Origin of the sequence: Paenibacillus sp. UNC499MF (assembly GCF_900107975.1) — a bacterium.
Taxonomy (GTDB): domain Bacteria; phylum Bacillota; class Bacilli; order Paenibacillales; family NBRC-103111; genus Paenibacillus_F.
Genome location: NZ_FNVF01000013.1, coordinates 49,924 through 66,589, shown reverse-complemented (window position 1 = coordinate 66,589; position 16,666 = coordinate 49,924). Strand labels below are relative to the sequence as shown.

The window sequence follows — 16,666 nt, the reverse complement described above, 5'->3', positions numbered from 1 at the left end:
CCTACCCCTCCATATGATAAGTGAGTAGAGAACGCAGGTAGGAGGAATGAGGCGTGCTTCCATTTTTTTCTCTGTTGATTCTGGCTCTGGCCGTCAGTCTGGACGGTTTCGGGGTGGGGATGATGTACGGCTTGCGTAAAATCCGCATCCCGCTCCCGTCCCTCGCGATCATTTCCCTTTGCTCGGGAATCATTATCTGCATTTCGATGAGTTTTGGCGTATGGCTGTCGAGGTACTTGTCTCCGCATTATGCCGGGATGCTCGGTGCCGTCATTCTGATCGGCATCGGAATCTGGGCGCTGGTTCAGTTTCTGGCGCAGAAGCAGGGCAATGACGGAGACGGTGAAGGAAAGGAGCGTACACAGGCGGTGAACGGAACGGCGGCGGTACCGGCCGGAAAGGCCCGGCTGGAGGCCGTTTTTCCATCGAATCCGGTTGGAGTCCGCCAATCTGGGCAGCAAAAGCCGGAACGCGAGCCGCGCATGTTCTCGATCGAGATCAAGCGTCTCGGACTCGTGATCCAGATTTTGCGTACGCCCTCGGCAGCCGACGTGGACCGGTCCGGCAACATCTCTTCTTCGGAAGCGACGCTGCTCGGCATCGCGCTGTCCCTTGACGCTTTCGGCGCGGGAATCGGTGCCGCTTTGATCGGATACACCCCGCTGCTGACTTCGGCGGTAATTGTGGTAACGAGCGGACTTTTTATTTACTTCGGCCTGAAAATCGGCTACAAGTATTCAGGGCTCGGCTGGATACGTAAAGTATCGGTGCTGCCGGGAGTGGTCCTGATCCTGATGGGCATATCCAAGCTGTTGTAGCTGTTATCCTTAAAAAATGTGATTGACGTGGGAGTCGAGTGAAATGAATATAGGACTCACGGGAGGTATCGCCTGCGGCAAAAGCACGGTCTCGGCCATGCTTGTCCGCCGCGGCGCGATTCTTATAGACGCGGACCAGATTGCGCGCGAAGTGGTAGAGCCGGGGAGCCCAGTTCTGGCACAGGTCGCCGCGCGTTTCGGACAAGATATGCTGCTGCCCGACGGCTCGCTTCACCGTAAAAAACTGGGCGAGACGGTTTTCGGGAACGAAGAAGCGCGGAAGGCGCTCGAGGATCTTTTGCATCCGTCGATCCGCGCGCTTATGAAAGAAAGAATGGCCGCCTCGGAGCATGAATTTCCGGATAAGCTTGTCGTGGTGGACGTGCCCTTGCTCTATGAATCGGGACTGCAAAGCATGTTCTCGTCCGTTATGGTCGTTTATGTGCCGAGAGAAGTTCAGCTGAGGAGACTGATGGAGCGGGACGGGCTGACCTCCGAGCAGGGGGAATCCCGGCTGGCGGCCCAGTGGCCCGTTGAACGCAAAAAAGAGCTTGCGGATATTTGTATCGACAATTCGGGGACCTTGGAGCAGACGGAGCGGCTTGTCGAACGTTTCTGGCTTCAAAGGGGGCTGTAATGAAGCTTCTGCGGAAAAAGCGGGTATTCGCCCTGCTGCTGCTCGGATTTGTATTTTTTCTGTTCAGCAACGGACTCTTTATCGGGCAGATGATATATCCCATTCACTATCGTGAAGAAATCCGGCAGAATGCTTCCCAGTATCAGGTAGATCCTTTTCTGATTGCCGCAATTATCAAGGTGGAGACGAACTTCAACCACGACCGGGAGTCCAAAAAAGGAGCCGTGGGCGTTATGCAGCTCATGCCCGATACGGCGGAATGGATACGGGAAACGTCCAATACGAAATCGGCCGATTTCCGCGATCCGAAGCACAATATCCAGCTCGGCTCCTGGTATCTGGCGTGGCTGAACAAGCAGTACAAGGGAAACTGGCTCTATTCCATCGCCGCTTATAACGCGGGTCAGGGCAATGTAAGCAAGTGGAAAAACAACGGAATATGGGATGGAACGGAAGAGACCATCAACAAGATCCCGTTCGGCGAAACCCGGCACTATGTACAAAGGGTGCTGTATTATCAGCAAAAATTTAAAAAGCTTTACGGCGAGGAATGGAATCAAAGCGCGGGAACCAAATAAAGAAGCACCGGACCCGGCGGGTGTAGCCGCCGAATCCGATACTTCAAGCCTTACTTGGGTTCCGCTAGGAGTTAGCGGGATTGGCCTTGACCGGCCAGTTGTTGTTCGGCGATTTGCACCAGTCTGCGAGTAATGTGACCCCCGATTGCACCCGTGTCGCGAGTAGCCATGTTACCGTAGTAACCGTCTTGAGGAATCGCAATACCAAGCTCTTGGGCAACTTCGTATTTCAGCTGATCCAAAGCTTGGTTAGCTTGTGGAACAACCAGTACGTTACTGTTGCGAGATTGTCCTGCACCCATTTCTGTTCACCTCCTTGTCGTTGGTAGAACTATTATGTGCGTTTTTGTAAGCTTGATAACAAGCAACATCTGGGAGAAAAATAAAAAACGGACGAGAGGAGGAAATCCCGATGAAATGCCCGTTTTGCGAGCACAACGGAACGAAAGTGCTGGACTCGCGGTCGGCGAACGATAACAAGTCGATCCGCCGGCGCAGAGAATGCGAGAAGTGCCAGCGGCGGTTTACGACGTTCGAGATGGTGGAGGAAACGCCTCTCATCGTAATCAAAAAAGACGGCAGCCGCGAAGAATTTAACCGCGACAAGATTTTGCGCGGGTTAATCAGAGCCTGCGAGAAACGCCCGGTTTCCGTGGACCGGCTGGAACAGATCGTCTCCGAGGTTGAAATGCAGGTCCGCAACATGGCCCACGCCGAAGTGGACAGCATGAGAATCGGAGAACTGGTGATGGAGCAGCTTTACCCGGTCGACGAAGTGGCCTATATCCGCTTTGCGTCGGTGTACAGACAGTTTAAAGATATCAACATGTTCCTGAAGGAACTGGAGCAAATTTTAGGCAAAACGAACCTGAATGCATTGAAACCGGACGGCTAGAGATTCGGACATGTCCGCATGGCTTTCTTCTTCCATAAGAGGAAAGCTTTTTTGCTGTTTGGCCGGGGAAAATGGACGGAAGACAGGCATATGCCTCCAGTTTTCGCCAATTAGCAGCAGGTCAACAGGCATATCGGCGGCTCAGCGGCCATATGTTTCAGGGTGAAAAGGCAAAGGAGGCGACGACATGTCGATTACGCAAGGAAACGGTCAGGGAGTCCCATGGGGCTTGGGAAATCCGGGGGTACCGGATTACACGAAGATAACGCAGGGACAGGCGCAGCTGCCGGACTATCCGCTTCAACAGGGATCCCCCTTCTTCGGCGGGATCAATCAGCCCCAGGGCAATCAGGGTCAGCCGCAGGGTGGGCTGCCCGGCACTTTTGCGCCGCAGGGAGCTTACCCGGAGAGCTTCGGTTCAGCAGACGGCGGCTGGTCCGGTCAGGCGGGATATTCTCCGGGATTTCAAACGGGCAGCGGGGGAACGGCGCCTATTCCTCAAGGAAACTTCGTCGGATCGGCCGGAGGAGCGTCTGGGCAGGGCGGCTTCGGCGCCCTTGAAGCGGGTGTCCCTTCCGGAGGCGCTCCGGTAGCGGTACCGCAGCCTTTTTTCAGCATCGATCCCTATGTGTATCAGACGCTGAAAACGATTGTGGGCCGGAGCGTGGTGGTGGAAACGGTCCGCGGCAGCAACCGGGGCGTTCTGGCAGACGTAAAACCGGATCATGTCGTGGTCCAGGAGGACGGTAAGAAATTTTTTATCCGGACGGCACAAATTATTTGGGTCATGCCGGAGTAAAACTTTATCGGAGCGTAAGATCCGCCGGATACCGGCGGGTTTTTTTATGGGCAGAAACTTACAGTTAAATATTTTAATATAGCTGCTTTACAAAAGAAAGTAATAATGCTAATATACTTACATAAAGTAAGTTAAGGAATACAAGTTAGCGAAAACAAATTTTTCGAAATCAGACTAGGAGGAAATCAAAATGAACAAATTATTATATATCACTGCCAATCCAAGAGGGGTCGACCGTTCTTACGGTCTACAGGTCGGGGAGCATTTTCTGGAGGCGGCTGTCCGGGAAAATCCCGAACTCACAGTGGAGCGCGTCGATGTGTACGAAGACCATATCCCCTTAATCGACGCCGATATCCTGAACGGCTGGGATAAACTGCGTGCGGGGGAAGCGCTGAACGACACGGAAGCGGCTGGGATCAACCGGATGAATGAAGTATTGGAGCAGTTTTTGTCCGCTGACGGCTACGTATTCGTCACTCCGATGTGGAACTTGAGTTACCCGCCCATGCTGAAAGCGTACATCGACAACATTGCGATCGCGGGTAAAACGTTCCGCTATACGGCGAACGGTCCAGAAGGCTTGATGAACGGCAAAAAAGTCGTTCACATTCAGGCGCGCGGAGGCATTTATTCCGAAGGCCCGGCCGCGGACTTTGAATTTACCGACAAATACCTGCGGGGAATTATGGCGTTCATCGGAATTACGGATTACGAACATGTCTACGTGGAAGGTATCGCGGCTTACCCGGACAAAGCGCAAGAGCTTGTGCAGGGTGCCAAAACGAGAGCGGCCGAAGCAGCCGCCCAGTTTGCGAAAACCCCATCGCGAGTATAAGCTTCCCCCTTGCGGTGTTCTCATATAAACAAAAAAACTGCCTCTTTATAAGGGCAGTTTTTTTTGTGTGTTTGGTACCGGCCGTAATGAAGGGAACGCGTATAGGTTCGTTTCAGCCCTTGCCGATAAGAAGAGAGAGCAGCCCGGCCGCAATCAGCGGTCCGACGGGAACGCCGCGGAACAGGGCGACGCCCAGCACGGTACCGATAAGCAGCCCGGCCACTACATTCGGCTGGTTCGTCATAAGGAGGGCGCCCCGGCCGCCCAGGTAAGCGACGGTGATTCCGATGAGGACGGCGAGAAGCGATTTCCAGTGCATAAAGGACTGGAGAATAGTCTGGACGGGCATTTTGCCGCTGGCAATGGGCGTCATGACACCGATAGTGAGAATGACGACACCGATCGTTAACCCGTACTTTTCCAAAAAGGGAAAGGCCTGATGAACATTCATCACCCGCAGGAGCAAGAGAACGAGCATGGCGATCGTAACGGTCGAATTGCTGCTGAGCAGCCCGAGAAGGGCCAAACCGAGCAGCAGGATGGAAGGCATGTCCACTTGGGCCATCGTCGGATTCCCCTTTGGGTCTTTTTTTGTTTCCATTGTATAGCATTCAAGCCGCATCAACAAGGAACGGACCGGTTAAGAGGAGGCCGTTTACCGCTGTGACAAAGTGCTTGAAGGGATATGGTATAATTCCCTATACGTGGGCAGGTTAGCCAAACAGGCCCCGGGTGAAAGGAGCGATTCCATGGAAACGATTGAAATGGTAGCGGTCGGGGCTCTGATTCTCGCTCTGCTTCTGCTCATTAAAGTGTTCAGCCTTCAAAGCCGGATTAACGATATCCAATCCGATCTGGAGTGGCTGAAGGGGCGGGCGGAAGGTACGGTGGTGAACCGGTTAAAGCCGGCAGCGGACCCCCGGCCCCTTCAGCCCGCTTCGGCACAAAACTCGCTTCTTGACGAAAGAGTGCAGCACTTGCTCGCACGAGGCGATAAAATCAAAGCGATCAAACTGGTGAGAGCCGAACAAGGGATCGGATTGAAAGAGGCCAAGGATTATGTGGAAAATCTGGAGCGCAGATAGTTTACAGGTGTGATCCCGCCCTGTCAGTACGGCGGAGGCTTCTCCGAAAACCAATAAGAGCCTGCCGGTAACGGCAGGCTCTTAGCTTTGCGCTTACATATTAAGCTGCGGAATGTCTGATCCGCGGCGCCTTTTTACATGGATACGGGCACCCGTTTACGACTCGCCAACCACTTCCCGGACAAATTTGTCGAGGGCGGTGACATTCGTGATGTTCTGATTGCAGACGGTACTGTCTACACACAGGTAGTTCCCGATTGCCTTGTAGTAATCGGAAGAGGCTTTGGCGGGCCTTGATTTTGTTACCGCCGTAAACAGCGCGACTTCCTCGTGCTTGTTGCACAGAAAGCATACGCCTTTGTTCGCCGGTGTATATCTTCCTTCGATTCCGACCAGTTTCCCGTTCAGCGGGTAGACGAGAAACAGTTTGTTCGTCGCGATATCGGTCCAGCCCAAATAAGTGACATAGCGGTAATCGATTTCGGACAAGTCGGGAATCTTCAGCTTCTTGTTTTTCGGAAAAAGCTTGGCGATCTGTTTTGCCGTCAGTGCCGGAAACGGTGCCAAGTAGGGTTGCAGCGACTCCGGATAATGCTTGAATTCTTCTGCGGTGCGCAGTCCCGAAATCTTTTCCAGCAGTTGTTTTTGAACGCCGTCCGCGTCCGGGAATGCTTCAAGCAGTTTGAACGGAGCGCTGGCTTTTACGGATGCCACGACTTTCGGATCGGAAACGGTCTCGTGGGTTTTCTGCAGCAGAAGACTCTGCTTTTTAATGACATTATATTGATGGTTTCTAATAAATGGTTGTATCATGGCTTTCAGCCCCTTATTTTTTATTTACGCTAAAAAAATAAGTGCAAAGCCCATTATTAGAAACGATATAAGCTGTTTCGGGCGACTATGTTATCGTGAAATGTCCGCCCATGCAAAGTATCGCCCCATAATCAGGCTTCGCATGAGCCGTATCTTGTACTGGCAAAGTGATTTGCCATTTGTACCGACCTCCTCTTACCCGACCATTATAAAGTCACACGGGTATCGTTGCAATGCCGAAATCAGCTATAAAAAAATTTTATCTGCAAAACCGAATCACCGGGATCGACCGTTGAACACAAACAAAACGCCAAAGAGCGGTGTACTGGATGATCCGGCTTGAACGATGTCGGCGGTTTGCTTTTTCAACTGCTCGAACCATTCGGCACTGTAAGAAGCACAGCGATTTTACGCTTACGCTAACTTACAGGTCGATTCCTATCAGGCTTTTATCTTCAAAAGCGGTCGAAAGCACAATTAAGGTCGTTGAAAATCCGTAGGCGCTGCATTCATCGAGAAAACCGGTCAACGATTCCGTTGTTTCGCTTAACACTTTCATTAAAAAGTTGTACTCGCCGCTGATCCGGTATAGATCGACGATCTCAAGGGATTTTTCGCTGAAAGCGGCGAAGCCTTTGCAATCGGTCGTTTTGAACAAAATGAACGCCGTTGTCTGCTTGCCGAGTTTTGGGGGCGAAAGCTTCGCGCGGTAGCCTGTAATAACTCCCTGTTCTTCCAATTTACGCAGTCTTTCGGTTACGGCCGGCTGCGACATGGCGATCATCCGGCTCATCTCGGAAATTGGAATCCGGGCGTTTTCATGCATTAAAGATAAAATTTTCGAGTCAATTTGGTCCATTATGGAGAGCACCTCATTTTTAAAGGTTAAATAGATCATAAAACTTCATAACTTAGTTCATAGAAGCGATATCTCTTAATAATACTATGTGATGTGAAGACATTCCAATATAAAATGTCATTAATCAATCGCGAAGGAGAATGAGAGATGACAAAAACCTTAAATGACCCGGTAACTATCGGCGGGATCACGTTACGAAACCGGCTGATCATGGCGCCGCTGCAGCAGTATAAAGGAACTTCCGAAGCCTTTGCCACTGAACATCATAGGAACCATTACGGGCGGAGGGCGAAGCATGTGGGTCTCGTCATTTTGGAATCCACGGCCGTTTCTCCGAACGGAAGACTGTGGGCAAACGATATCGGCATCTATACGGACCGGCACATGGAGACGCTGCGGAAAGTGACGGATGCCGTCCATGCGCACGACACTCCGGTCTTTATCCAACTGTCGCACGGGGGAAGAAAATCTTCGCCGGAAGTTACGACTACTTTGGTTGCGCCCAGTGCCATTGCATTCGACGATCAATACGGCATGCCGCAAGAACTATCGGCAGAGGGTATCCATAACATCATCCAGGAGTACCGTATGGCGGCAAGGCGAAGTGTAGAAGCGGGTTTTGACGGAATAGAGCTTCATGCGGCGCACGGGTTTTTAATTCATCAATTCTTATCGCCTCTGTCCAATAAGCGGACTGATGCCTACGGAGGAAGTTCCGAGAAAAGGGCAAGGTTTTTGCAGGAAGTCCTCAGTGCGGTCAGGGAAGAGGTGGGCAGAGACTATCCCGTCATCGTTCGGATTTCGGCCACCGACTACAGCGAAGGAGGGCTGATCCCGGAAGAATGGGCCCGCATGCTAAAGCCGCTGGAGTCGGGGCTGGACGCGATCCACGTGTCTTCGGGCGGGATTATTCCGGTGCAGCCCAGCGACGTATACACCGCTTATCAGCTGCCTCATGCGGCCGCGATCAGGCAACATTTCAAGATTCCGGTCATTGCCGTCGGGAAGATTTATACCCGGAGTCTTGCCGACCGCATTCTTGAGGACGGATTGGCGGATGTCATCGCGATCGGGCGGCCTCTTTTGGAAGATCCGGACTACGCGGAGGGGTTGTTGAATGTGAGGGAGACGGCGGGGAACGCCGGGGAAAAGGAGAGGGGCGATTCCGGTCGCTGATCGCAGTTCTCGAACGCTCCGCAGCTGAAAAAAGCACTCGGCAGAGTGCTTTTTTATTTTTTATGGAAGCACGCTAATAGTGGGAAAACTGCCGGAATCATGCAAAAAAGCAACCCAAGCATGGTATAATAGAAAGAAACGGAGTTGAATGTCCGTATGCCGGATTTATTGGATCCCCGAAACGATTTTGTTTTTAAACGGATTTTTGGCAGTGAAGAAAATAAAGATGTCCTGCTGACTTTTTTGAATCGTACATTTGCGGAGTCCGGCGAGCCGCCGTTGACCGAAATTGTTCTGCTTAACCCGTATACGGAAAAAGATGCTCCGCTTGATAAACAATCCATCTTTGACATTTGGGCGAAAACGGCCGAAGGTCAACTAATTAACATCGAGATGCAGCTTTTTAATAAATATGATATCGAAAAAAGGACGCTATATTACTGGAGTAAGCGTTACTCCGGTCAGCTTCAGGAAGGTCAAACCTACAAGGAATTGAAGAAGTGCGTCACAATTAATATTTTAAACTACTCGTTTATTTCCAATGATCGGTATCATAATGTTTTTCATATGAGGGAAGATCACACGGGGCTGGAGTTGTGTGACGATATCGAGGTCCATTTTATGGAGCTGTCCAAGCTGGATGATAAGTCTGCTCCGGTTGAAGGCGGTCTGATCAACTGGCTGTTGTTCTTGAAGGGTGTGGATAAATCCAATTGGGAGGTGCTGAAAATGAATGAACCGACTTTGAAAAAAGCCATGGATACGCTGGAGTTTCTGAGCCAGGACCGGGAAGCCCGCCGATTATATGAAGAACGGCAAAAGTATTTGCACGATGAAGCATCCATGATCGAATGGGCGACGGAAAAGGGTATGGCTCAAGGCGAGCAAAAGAAGGCCATCGAAATCGCTAAAAACATGCTTGACTTGGGGCTTCAGGTTTCAGTCATCGCTAAAGCCAGCGGTCTATCTGAGGCCGAGGTGGATTCGTTGAAAAGGGGGAAATAGAGCAACGATCTCTAGAGATTCTTCCGCGCGGGTTCGGCCCCGCTGGACATAAAAAACGCTACTACAGATGTAGTGGCGTTTTACTTATGGAGCCTAGGGGGATGTCCGAATCTTTGATTAAACGGCTGACGAAGCTAACCCGGCGCAGCATTTTAGCGGTAGATTCGGACGCCGTGCTCCTCCTCGGAAGGAAAGCTTCGAAGCCAATTCACTCGTTCCGTGCGCGCGGACTGAACCCCCGGGGTTCGGCCCCGCTGGCTCCAACAACAAAAGAAGCACTCCGAAGAGTGCTTTTGTCTTATATGGAGCCTAGGGGGATGTCCGAATTCTGATTTAAAGGGCTGACGAAGCTAACTCGGCGCAGCATTCTAGTGGAAGATTCGGACGCCGTGCTCCTTCACGGAAGCAAAGCTTCGAAGCCTATTCACTCGTTCCGTGCGCGCGGACTGAACCCCCGGGGTTCGACCCCGCTGGCTCCATATAAGACAAAAAGCACTCCGTAGAGTGCTTTTTGTCTTATATGGAGCCTAGGGGGATCGAACCCCTGACCTCATCGCTGCCAGCGATGCGCTCTCCCAGCTGAGCTAAGGCCCCGTATTATACCCGTGATTTGTATTATACATAGATCCCGGGCTCAAAGCAAGATAAGCCGCATGAAAGTTTCAGGACCCTGAAAAAGTACTTTTTTTGACGTATTCACCGATCCGTCTTTATTGTAAACCGCCGCGTTTTCATGCTACCCTTAGGTCAGTATGCGTTCCGCTGGAACGTAATTTTTGGCAGGAGTGGTCCTATTGTCGAATAATACGCTCTACTGGGTGTTTACGATCCTGATATTCGGAATCACGCTGATTATGGGGATCTTCATGATGAGGCGCACCCGTAAACTATGGCTTTCCTTTGGAACTTCGACTCTTTTCAATACGGTGATGACGGTTTTGGTCTGCCTCTGGTGGGCCCGTATAACGGATGACGCTTACAGCGTGCTGTTTCATAACGCGTTTTTTCTGCTGGGCTATTTCAATGTCATCATTATCGACTTTTTTGCTCTGGTGAGTATCCAAAGAAAGACATCGGGCGAAGGAGCCAAAAAACGCAAAAAAACTTACGAGGAAGAATACGGGGACACCTGATAGTCCGGCTGATCGCAGTGGGGAGAATATCAGGCAGTTCGTGTAAGGAGGCTGGCACAAAGACATGAAGCCGCGTTTACGCACGTATGGCTGGTGGCTGGCCGCGACGCTGGTCTGGATGATTTTTATTTTCGCAAAATCCGCCGAGACGTACCAGGAACAGGATATGCGGCCTTTTTTTCGTGATCTGGTTCAGGAAGATGTGCTCCGGCAGTGGATTCCCCAGGTGGAATTTACTTACGACGGCGGGCTGGTCACGTACAAAAAGCCGTACGATTTCGCCGAATTCATCATTCGTAAAGCGGGCCACGTATCGGAATTCGCGCTGCTCGCTTTTCTCTGGATCCGCACGTTGCTGGCGATGAGAAGGCCATTTTGGACCGCATGGCTGGCCGGCGGTTTTCTGTCCGTGGTGTATGCGGCATCCGACGAGTGGCATCAGAGCTTCGTACCGGGGCGTACGGGACACGCCATTGACGTGGGAATGGACAGCGCGGGCGTGCTGCTGGTCATGGCTGTTTTCGCGGCCATCCGGCTGATCCGGTCCGGGAACGTCCGAGGCCGATAAAATACGCTCCTCCGGGCATACTACCTGCTAAAGGATAGGATGCCAAAGACAGGAGAGAGAGCGAATGACGAACATTAAACACGCCAGAGTAACCCGGATTACAAACCACAAAGACACCAAAGTGGCCGATGTCGAATTTGCGGTAGAGGGCTTTGACAAGCCGCTGCTGGCCAAGTTCGAAAAGCCTCACGAGGCTTCGTCTTCAGGCAGCGCCGGAGAAGCGTCCTTCAAGCTGGGTCCGGTTTACCGCAACGACGCCGATCTGGCTCTGGACTGGTACAACAACAATCTGCATGACGCGTACGAGGACATTACCGCCGAGCTGTTTTACAGCTCGACCAATCTTTACGGGCTGCAAAAAGACCAGCTGGAAGCAAGTCTGCTGGAGCACGGGGACGTCAAGCGCGAGCTTGAGGAAGGCTTCTCATAACCGTCACGAGATTCTCCTCGACAAGAAACGGGCCGTGCTGACCTCGGGATTGGGTCGTTTAAGGTGACTTAAGGCCGGAGGGTGGACAAGCCCACTTCATTAGCCTAATTCCGGTCACGATCCCACTGGAGCATTTTCAGCCCGCAGGAGCTGTGCAGCGGCACAAACGTGCGCATCCGGTATAAGGTCTGGCGTCGTGCGTCTGGGGCGGCCCAAATACGGCATGCCGCACGCTGCCCGGTCCCGGCCTTTCCGCAGATTCCCGCCCTGTAAAAAAAGATCGCTTTTCCGTCCGGATGACGAAGAAGCGATCTTTTTATTTCGGCACCGCGCGGGATAAAGCATGCCCCAGCCGAAGTTTACTTTGACTTTTTTTCCAATTGAACGGGCAATCCGTACTTGGGCGCAACCTGCTGATACTTCTTGTCCACCGTCTGCCAGCGAAACATTCCGATAAAGAACCCGATAAAACAGAACACGATCAGCCGGATCGGCAGCCAGATTCCGATCAGCTCGCCCGCCAGCGAGTATTCCAGAAGCGAAACCAGAGCCGTCAGCAGGAGTCCTACCGGGAGTGCGAAGTTGAGCATAACGTACATGCCGGGACCCTTGCGCCGCATAACACTCCATTTACGCGCTTGTTGTTCATTCATAGTCAGACCGAAATCCTTTCTGCGTGAGAATGCTGAGTCTAATTATACTAAAAAGAGGCCCCATGCACACACCTCCTCCAGGAAAAATGTCCCGGCCATGCACACGGCTGTCACAACAATGTCACACAAACAATTTCATGAGGTTTTTTGAAAATTATGGTACGATAAAGTGCGAAAGAAAAGGTCGGAAGGAGAGATAGGTTTGCTAGGGAAATTTTTTCTGTTCTCGCTCTTGCTCTACATAACCCGGAGTCCTCTGCTCGCATTGATCATTCTGCTCGTTCTTTTGTATGTCATCGACCGCCGTTTTATCGGTCTTTCTCCGAGTTTGCTGCGGCCCTTGAAAAGAAACCGGCGCATCTCGCAGCTGAGGCAGGAGCTCCGCGCGAATCCCCATCACGCTTCTTCGAAGCTTGAACTGGCGCGACTGCTGATCGACAAACGGAAATACCGCGAGGCGCTCGTCTATTTACGCGAAGTGGAGCCGGTCATGTCCGAATCGGCGGATGTCTCCTACGAAATCGGCCTGTGTCTGCTGAAAATGGATCAGCTGCAGGAAGGCCTTGCTTACATGAAAAAAGCGCTGGAGCTCAACCCCCGCGTCAAATACGGCGATCCTTACCTGCAAATGGGCGAAGCGCTCGCGGAAACCGAACCCCGGCAGGCCGTGGACATGCTGGAGCGTTTCAGAGACGAGCAGTCTTCTTCGGTGGAGGCTTACTACCGGCTCGGACTGCTTTACGGCAAACTCGGCCGGACCGACAAAGCGAAGGAAGCTTTCCGGGAATCCGTCGAGGTATACAAATCTCTGCCCAAATACAGCAGGCGGAAACAGCGCCGCTGGGCCATCCTTGCCCGGTTCAAGTAATCTCCGGCGAGGAGCTGGCCAAGCTGCCGCCCTGAAGCCCCCGGCTCCGCTTGACGGCGGCGCCGGGGGTTGGCTACACTTAGTTGAGAGTAGAAAGCGGCGCAAGCCGACAAGAAAGGTACTGGAACACAGATGGATCTAATGTACATTGCAGCGGCCGCCGGAAATAGCGGGGAGTCCAAGCTCAGCATGGAATATTTGATGCAGAGCGTACTTCTGGTCATAATCGTTGTGGTTATGTTCGTCATTATGCTGGCCTGGTCGAAATGGAGCAAGAAAAGGAGGCGGAAATAACCGCCATGTATTATGTTAATGTGGACCAAATCAAGCAAAAACTCGCTTTCGTACCCGAACTGCTCACAGGCTGCACCGAGCTGGAACAGTCATTCTCAAACGGCGACAAGCGCCTGATCACGTATCTGGCCCAGGAGCGCGTTCTTCATCTGGCGATCGAAACGGTCACGGATGTGGGAAGCCTGCTCATTGACGGTTTTCTGATGCGGGACGCGAGCAGCTATGAGGACATTATTGAGATTTTGGGCACGGAAAAAGTGTTTTCGGAAGAAACGACAGCGGCTTTGCTGTCGCTGGTGAAGCTTCGCAGACCTCTCGTACAGGAGTACGATACGTTTTCCAGAGAAGGGGTTCATCCTCTGCTGAAAGAGCTGCCCGTTATTCTCCCGGATTTCACCCGTTCGGTAGAAGCTTTTATCGAGAAAGAAATGATCTGACACTCGGGGAAAGGCGTGTCCCGGTGTTTTTATACTTTTGTGTTTCATAATTTACTTATGCCGAAGGTTACGATACAATGAGACTATCTAGGCATCAGGCAGGTGATTCTCATGTATCGCGACGCAGAGCTGTCGACCCGCAAAATCGTGTTATCTCTGCTCAGGACCCGGGGCCCTCTCAGTGTAGGGGAACTTGCCAAGGAGCTTGGGATTACGGAGATGGCCGTCAGACGCCATTTAAACACGCTGGATCGAGATGGTTTTATCGAATCAAAGCTGGCACGCCAGGCAATGGGCAGGCCTTTGCATATGTATTCGCTCACGAAAGAAGCGGATGATTTATTTCCCAAGAAATACAACGCGCTGACTCTGGATCTTCTGGAAGAGCTGGTTGCGGAGGAAGGCGAAGGGAAACTGACGCGGCTGTTCCAAAGGCGCAAAGACAAGCTTTCGGAGCGTTACGGCTCCCGGATGGAAGGCAAGTCTTTCCCGGAGAAGGTCGCCGAATTGGCCCGGATTCAGAACGACAACGGCTATATGGTAAGTCTGGAGCAGGGGGAGAACGGGGATTATATTCTGAATGAGCATAACTGCCCCATCTCCCAGGTTGCGGACCAATACCAGCAGGCCTGTCAATGTGAACTTGCCTTGTTCCAGGAACTGCTCGGAACGCCGGTCGAACGCACCGAATGTTTGGCCAAAGGCGGAACCAAGTGCGTGTATCAAATCCGCCGGGCGGAGAGCGTGTAGCTTCTGTTCTGCAGAACCGGCCGCTTTAAAATGAAAAGAAGAAGCCAGCCCTGTCCTTGCGGACGTCCGGGCGGGCTTCTTCTTTTTGCCGGTATAGAGCTGGTGAAAGAGCTGATGAAAGACCCAGGCGGAGTGTCATGCGTAAGGCATTCCATCTCCTAGCCGGGTGCCTGCCGTGGAGCATATACCGGGATGATGACAGCGGCGGAGCTCCACCGGAGGCCGCGAAGAATACAAAGCCGCACCCGCATAAGCGGAGCGGCTGTATAACCGGCGGCTTGAGCGCCAACGCGCTTCTTGTCCGCACGGAGCGCGGGAGCCTGCCCGTCAGCCGGCATCGCGGGACAGGGCAAGGCTCAGCCCGGCTTGAGCGAACCTGGTGCCTGCGGGGAGCGCATAGTCCTTCAGCAGGTCGATTCCGTGCGACAGATGCGTTAAAACAGTGCGGGAAGGCCTCACTTCCCGCAGCAGCTCAAGCGCCTCCGTCACATCATAGACAGATCGGCCGGCTCCTTCTTCCTTGTAGAAGCTCGTGCCGAGTACAAGGAGATCGACACCTCGCATAGGAGCTTTCTCCTGCTCGTTCAGGCCGATGGAATCGGGGCAGTACACGAAGCTGAAGCTCTCCTTGCGGTCGAACCGCAGGGCGAAGGAAAATCCGTTTGCCCCGTGCGTCACCTTCCACAGGCGAATATCCCAGCCATCGAAGGAAAAGCCTTCATCGACCGCGATATAATCGAGATTGCGGTCGATCCAGGGGAAGATGGCGCGGATCCGGTCGACGACCTCTGCGGCGGCATATACCTTGCCGCGGATGCCCAGCCAGCGGCAGAGATCGGCGTACTCGGGAAGGCCGCCGATATGGTCGTAATGCGCATGGGTGATAAGCACATGGCGCAGGTCTCTGAGGCCAGCCCGCTCCATTTGCAGGCCCCAGTTCGGCCCGCAGTCGAGAAGCAGACTGCCCTCGGCCGTGCCGCCGTTCAGCAGGGCGGAAGAGCGCAGCCTGCGGTTGACGCCGGTCGTGCGGGCTTCCGTACAGACGCCGCAGTCGCAGTATGCGCGGGGAACGCCCATCGAGTCGCCCGTGCCGAGGAACGTCAGGAAGTCCATGCGGCTTCCCTCCACTCGGATACGGCGCCGGTAAACCGCCGTGCGTTCGCCGTGATCACATCGAAGCGGCCCGCATCGATATCGGCAAGCTTGCACAAGGAACTGCCTGCACCGGCGGCATAGCAGCCCGCCTGCAAATATTCGCCGATATTGCCGGCCGTGACGCCGCCGACGGCGATCATAGGCACACGGTCAAGCGGTCCCATCAATTCGCGTATGTAGGTGAGGCCCAGTCCGGTGCTCGGGAATACTTTGACGGCCTGCGCGCCGGCTTTCCAGGCCCGGACGATCTCGGTCGGCGTCATTGCGCCCGGAAAAATCGGGATGCCCTGCGACACCGAATGCGCGATCACGGCCTCGTCGGTGTTCGGAGTGACGAGGAAAGAGGCGCCGGCTTCGATGGCCTGTCTGGCGTCCTCCAAGTCCAGCACAGTGCCCGCGCCGATAAACATGCGGCCGCCGAGCCTGCTTCTCAGCTCCCGGATCATGTCCAACGCTCCCGGCGTATTGAGCGTGACTTCGAGGACGGTAACACCGCCTTCGAGCATCGCTTCAGCCGTACGGATAATTTGTCCCGGTTTGACGCCCCGGAGGATGGCGATAAGACGGGTGCGTTCCAGTTCCTGGAGTCCCTGTTCACGTTCCACAGTCGTTCACTTCGCTTTCGGTTGTTTGAGCGGGAGAGATTCCCGTATAGCTTCATGTTATCACATGAAAAGGCGTACCGTCATGAGCATCTGGGGAGAAACGAAGGGCCGGAAGAAGGCAAGAGCGACCGCTAAGAGTAAACGGCAAGAACGAATGGCAAGAGTAAAAGGCAAGAACGAATGGTAAAAAGCGAGCCGCAAGAACCAACTGCGAGAATCAACAACAAGAACGAATTGCAAAAACGAACGACAAGAACCAGGAACAAGAAC

General features: G+C 53.1%; 23 protein-coding genes and 1 tRNA gene. 15 read left to right on the top strand and 9 right to left on the bottom strand.

Going from position 1 to position 16,666, the window contains the following annotated elements:
• The first annotated feature begins 53 nt into the window (after positions 1-53).
• Genes C4S74_RS21285 through C4S74_RS21275 form a run of 3 tightly spaced genes read left to right on the top strand, consistent with a single transcriptional unit; the run spans position 54 to position 2,033 of the window.
• Positions 54-818: an MntP/YtaF family protein gene (locus C4S74_RS21285; protein WP_103997354.1), complete on the top strand. Its 765-nt coding sequence runs from the start codon at positions 54-56 to the stop codon at positions 816-818.
• 43 nt (positions 819-861) lie between these two features.
• Complete coding sequence (coaE, locus tag C4S74_RS21280; RefSeq protein WP_103997353.1) at positions 862-1,455, top strand: dephospho-CoA kinase; 594 nt, start codon at positions 862-864, stop codon at positions 1,453-1,455.
• Positions 1,455-2,033, top strand: a complete 579-nt coding sequence (locus C4S74_RS21275; RefSeq protein ID WP_103997352.1) for a lytic transglycosylase domain-containing protein — start codon at positions 1,455-1,457, stop codon at positions 2,031-2,033. The genes coaE and C4S74_RS21275 overlap by 1 nt, the downstream gene beginning before the upstream one ends.
• Positions 2,034-2,104: 71 nt before the next feature.
• Here the strand turns inward: C4S74_RS21275 and C4S74_RS21270 are convergent, their stop codons facing one another.
• The gene (locus C4S74_RS21270) at positions 2,105-2,335 is read right to left on the bottom strand and encodes an alpha/beta-type small acid-soluble spore protein (protein ID WP_103997351.1); all 231 of its coding nucleotides are present in this window, start codon (positions 2,333-2,335) and stop codon (positions 2,105-2,107) included.
• Positions 2,336-2,445: 110 nt separating this feature from the next.
• Here C4S74_RS21270 and nrdR point away from each other — a divergent pair, with 110 nt between their 5' ends.
• From nrdR to C4S74_RS21255, 3 genes are all read left to right on the top strand, one after another.
• On the top strand, positions 2,446-2,928 hold the full coding sequence (nrdR, locus tag C4S74_RS21265; RefSeq protein WP_103997350.1) for a transcriptional regulator NrdR: 483 nt from the start codon (positions 2,446-2,448) through the stop codon (positions 2,926-2,928).
• A gap of 187 nt (positions 2,929-3,115) precedes the next feature.
• The gene (locus tag C4S74_RS27095; RefSeq protein WP_103997349.1) at positions 3,116-3,727 is read left to right on the top strand and encodes a YuzF family protein; all 612 of its coding nucleotides are present in this window, start codon (positions 3,116-3,118) and stop codon (positions 3,725-3,727) included.
• Positions 3,728-3,917: 190 nt separating this feature from the next.
• The gene (locus C4S74_RS21255; RefSeq protein ID WP_103997348.1) at positions 3,918-4,565 is read left to right on the top strand and encodes an FMN-dependent NADH-azoreductase; all 648 of its coding nucleotides are present in this window, start codon (positions 3,918-3,920) and stop codon (positions 4,563-4,565) included.
• Between the two features lie 112 nt (positions 4,566-4,677).
• Here C4S74_RS21255 and C4S74_RS21250 read toward each other — a convergent pair whose 3' ends face one another.
• Positions 4,678-5,130, bottom strand: coding sequence for a DUF441 domain-containing protein (locus tag C4S74_RS21250; protein WP_103997347.1), 453 nt, complete (start codon positions 5,128-5,130; stop codon positions 4,678-4,680).
• Positions 5,131-5,314: 184 nt separating this feature from the next.
• Between C4S74_RS21250 and C4S74_RS21245 the strand changes: the two genes are divergently transcribed.
• Positions 5,315-5,650 (top strand): ribosomal protein L7/L12, encoded by a 336-nt coding sequence (locus C4S74_RS21245; RefSeq protein WP_103997346.1) that lies wholly within the window; start codon positions 5,315-5,317, stop codon positions 5,648-5,650.
• A gap of 156 nt (positions 5,651-5,806) precedes the next feature.
• Here C4S74_RS21245 and C4S74_RS21240 read toward each other — a convergent pair whose 3' ends face one another.
• Both C4S74_RS21240 and C4S74_RS21235 read right to left on the bottom strand, forming a co-directional pair.
• Positions 5,807-6,463, bottom strand: coding sequence for a FusB/FusC family EF-G-binding protein (locus C4S74_RS21240; protein ID WP_103997345.1), 657 nt, complete (start codon positions 6,461-6,463; stop codon positions 5,807-5,809).
• Between the two features lie 424 nt (positions 6,464-6,887).
• Positions 6,888-7,322, bottom strand: coding sequence for an Lrp/AsnC family transcriptional regulator (locus C4S74_RS21235; RefSeq protein WP_103997398.1), 435 nt, complete (start codon positions 7,320-7,322; stop codon positions 6,888-6,890).
• A 147-nt stretch (positions 7,323-7,469) separates the two neighbouring features.
• Here C4S74_RS21235 and C4S74_RS21230 point away from each other — a divergent pair, with 147 nt between their 5' ends.
• Together C4S74_RS21230 and C4S74_RS21225 are read left to right on the top strand one after the other, a co-directional pair.
• Positions 7,470-8,498 (top strand): tRNA-dihydrouridine synthase, encoded by a 1,029-nt coding sequence (locus C4S74_RS21230; RefSeq protein ID WP_103997344.1) that lies wholly within the window; start codon positions 7,470-7,472, stop codon positions 8,496-8,498.
• Positions 8,499-8,654: 156 nt separating this feature from the next.
• A complete protein-coding gene (locus C4S74_RS21225) occupies positions 8,655-9,503 on the top strand; it encodes an Rpn family recombination-promoting nuclease/putative transposase (RefSeq protein WP_103997343.1) in 849 nt (282 codons plus the stop codon).
• A gap of 521 nt (positions 9,504-10,024) precedes the next feature.
• On the opposite strand, the gene C4S74_RS21215 is transcribed toward C4S74_RS21225, so the two are convergent.
• A tRNA-Ala gene (locus tag C4S74_RS21215) sits at positions 10,025-10,097 on the bottom strand.
• A gap of 200 nt (positions 10,098-10,297) precedes the next feature.
• On the opposite strand from C4S74_RS21215, the gene C4S74_RS21210 reads away from it, so the two are divergent.
• From C4S74_RS21210 to C4S74_RS21200, 3 genes are all read left to right on the top strand, one after another.
• Positions 10,298-10,636, top strand: coding sequence for a hypothetical protein (locus C4S74_RS21210; RefSeq protein ID WP_103997341.1), 339 nt, complete (start codon positions 10,298-10,300; stop codon positions 10,634-10,636).
• 64 nt (positions 10,637-10,700) lie between these two features.
• The gene (locus C4S74_RS21205) at positions 10,701-11,204 is read left to right on the top strand and encodes a VanZ family protein (protein WP_103997340.1); all 504 of its coding nucleotides are present in this window, start codon (positions 10,701-10,703) and stop codon (positions 11,202-11,204) included.
• Positions 11,205-11,268: 64 nt separating this feature from the next.
• The gene (locus C4S74_RS21200) at positions 11,269-11,634 is read left to right on the top strand and encodes a hypothetical protein (RefSeq protein WP_103997339.1); all 366 of its coding nucleotides are present in this window, start codon (positions 11,269-11,271) and stop codon (positions 11,632-11,634) included.
• A gap of 359 nt (positions 11,635-11,993) precedes the next feature.
• On the opposite strand, the gene C4S74_RS21195 is transcribed toward C4S74_RS21200, so the two are convergent.
• Positions 11,994-12,287: a hypothetical protein gene (locus tag C4S74_RS21195; protein WP_103997338.1), complete on the bottom strand. Its 294-nt coding sequence runs from the start codon at positions 12,285-12,287 to the stop codon at positions 11,994-11,996.
• Between the two features lie 202 nt (positions 12,288-12,489).
• On the opposite strand from C4S74_RS21195, the gene C4S74_RS21190 reads away from it, so the two are divergent.
• The 3 genes from C4S74_RS21190 to C4S74_RS21180 all read left to right on the top strand — a co-directional run bounded on the left by C4S74_RS21190 (position 12,490) and on the right by C4S74_RS21180 (position 14,636).
• On the top strand, positions 12,490-13,155 hold the full coding sequence (locus C4S74_RS21190) for a lipopolysaccharide assembly protein LapB (protein ID WP_103997337.1): 666 nt from the start codon (positions 12,490-12,492) through the stop codon (positions 13,153-13,155).
• Positions 13,156-13,454: 299 nt separating this feature from the next.
• Positions 13,455-13,886, top strand: coding sequence for a DUF86 domain-containing protein (locus C4S74_RS21185; protein ID WP_103997336.1), 432 nt, complete (start codon positions 13,455-13,457; stop codon positions 13,884-13,886).
• A 111-nt stretch (positions 13,887-13,997) separates the two neighbouring features.
• Positions 13,998-14,636 (top strand): metalloregulator ArsR/SmtB family transcription factor, encoded by a 639-nt coding sequence (locus tag C4S74_RS21180; protein ID WP_103997335.1) that lies wholly within the window; start codon positions 13,998-14,000, stop codon positions 14,634-14,636.
• A 327-nt stretch (positions 14,637-14,963) separates the two neighbouring features.
• Here the strand turns inward: C4S74_RS21180 and C4S74_RS21175 are convergent, their stop codons facing one another.
• The 3 genes from C4S74_RS21175 to C4S74_RS26860 all read right to left on the bottom strand — a co-directional run.
• The gene (locus tag C4S74_RS21175) at positions 14,964-15,749 is read right to left on the bottom strand and encodes an MBL fold metallo-hydrolase (protein WP_103997334.1); all 786 of its coding nucleotides are present in this window, start codon (positions 15,747-15,749) and stop codon (positions 14,964-14,966) included.
• Positions 15,737-16,396, bottom strand: coding sequence for a bifunctional 4-hydroxy-2-oxoglutarate aldolase/2-dehydro-3-deoxy-phosphogluconate aldolase (locus C4S74_RS21170; RefSeq protein WP_103997333.1), 660 nt, complete (start codon positions 16,394-16,396; stop codon positions 15,737-15,739). Before C4S74_RS21170 ends, C4S74_RS21175 begins: the two co-directional genes overlap by 13 nt.
• 60 nt (positions 16,397-16,456) lie before the next feature.
• Positions 16,457-16,666 (bottom strand): hypothetical protein (locus C4S74_RS26860; protein ID WP_219819070.1); only part of this gene is annotated, 210 nt, incomplete at its 5' end.

Bases quoted from the DNA above. Each gene is read 5' to 3' on its own strand.
- C4S74_RS21185 (WP_103997336.1), top strand. From the start codon at position 13,455: ATGTATTATGTTAATGTGGACCAAATCAAGCAAAAACTCGCTTTCGTA.
- C4S74_RS27095 (WP_103997349.1), top strand. From the start codon at position 3,116: ATGTCGATTACGCAAGGAAACGGTCAGGGAGTCCCATGGGGCTTGGGA.
- C4S74_RS21245 (WP_103997346.1), top strand. From the start codon at position 5,315: ATGGAAACGATTGAAATGGTAGCGGTCGGGGCTCTGATTCTCGCTCTG.
- C4S74_RS21205 (WP_103997340.1), top strand. From the start codon at position 10,701: ATGAAGCCGCGTTTACGCACGTATGGCTGGTGGCTGGCCGCGACGCTG.
- C4S74_RS21230 (WP_103997344.1), top strand. From the start codon at position 7,470: ATGACAAAAACCTTAAATGACCCGGTAACTATCGGCGGGATCACGTTA.
- C4S74_RS21270 (WP_103997351.1), bottom strand. From the start codon at position 2,335: ATGGGTGCAGGACAATCTCGCAACAGTAACGTACTGGTTGTTCCACAA.
- C4S74_RS21250 (WP_103997347.1), bottom strand. From the start codon at position 5,130: ATGGCCCAAGTGGACATGCCTTCCATCCTGCTGCTCGGTTTGGCCCTT.
- C4S74_RS21225 (WP_103997343.1), top strand. From the start codon at position 8,655: ATGCCGGATTTATTGGATCCCCGAAACGATTTTGTTTTTAAACGGATT.
- C4S74_RS21200 (WP_103997339.1), top strand. From the start codon at position 11,269: ATGACGAACATTAAACACGCCAGAGTAACCCGGATTACAAACCACAAA.
- coaE (WP_103997353.1), top strand. From the start codon at position 862: ATGAATATAGGACTCACGGGAGGTATCGCCTGCGGCAAAAGCACGGTC.
- C4S74_RS21235 (WP_103997398.1), bottom strand. From the start codon at position 7,322: ATGGACCAAATTGACTCGAAAATTTTATCTTTAATGCATGAAAACGCC.
- C4S74_RS21255 (WP_103997348.1), top strand. From the start codon at position 3,918: ATGAACAAATTATTATATATCACTGCCAATCCAAGAGGGGTCGACCGT.
- C4S74_RS21240 (WP_103997345.1), bottom strand. From the start codon at position 6,463: ATGATACAACCATTTATTAGAAACCATCAATATAATGTCATTAAAAAG.
- C4S74_RS21275 (WP_103997352.1), top strand. From the start codon at position 1,455: ATGAAGCTTCTGCGGAAAAAGCGGGTATTCGCCCTGCTGCTGCTCGGA.
- C4S74_RS21195 (WP_103997338.1), bottom strand. From the start codon at position 12,287: ATGAATGAACAACAAGCGCGTAAATGGAGTGTTATGCGGCGCAAGGGT.
- C4S74_RS21175 (WP_103997334.1), bottom strand. From the start codon at position 15,749: ATGGACTTCCTGACGTTCCTCGGCACGGGCGACTCGATGGGCGTTCCC.
- C4S74_RS21180 (WP_103997335.1), top strand. From the start codon at position 13,998: ATGTATCGCGACGCAGAGCTGTCGACCCGCAAAATCGTGTTATCTCTG.
- nrdR (WP_103997350.1), top strand. From the start codon at position 2,446: ATGAAATGCCCGTTTTGCGAGCACAACGGAACGAAAGTGCTGGACTCG.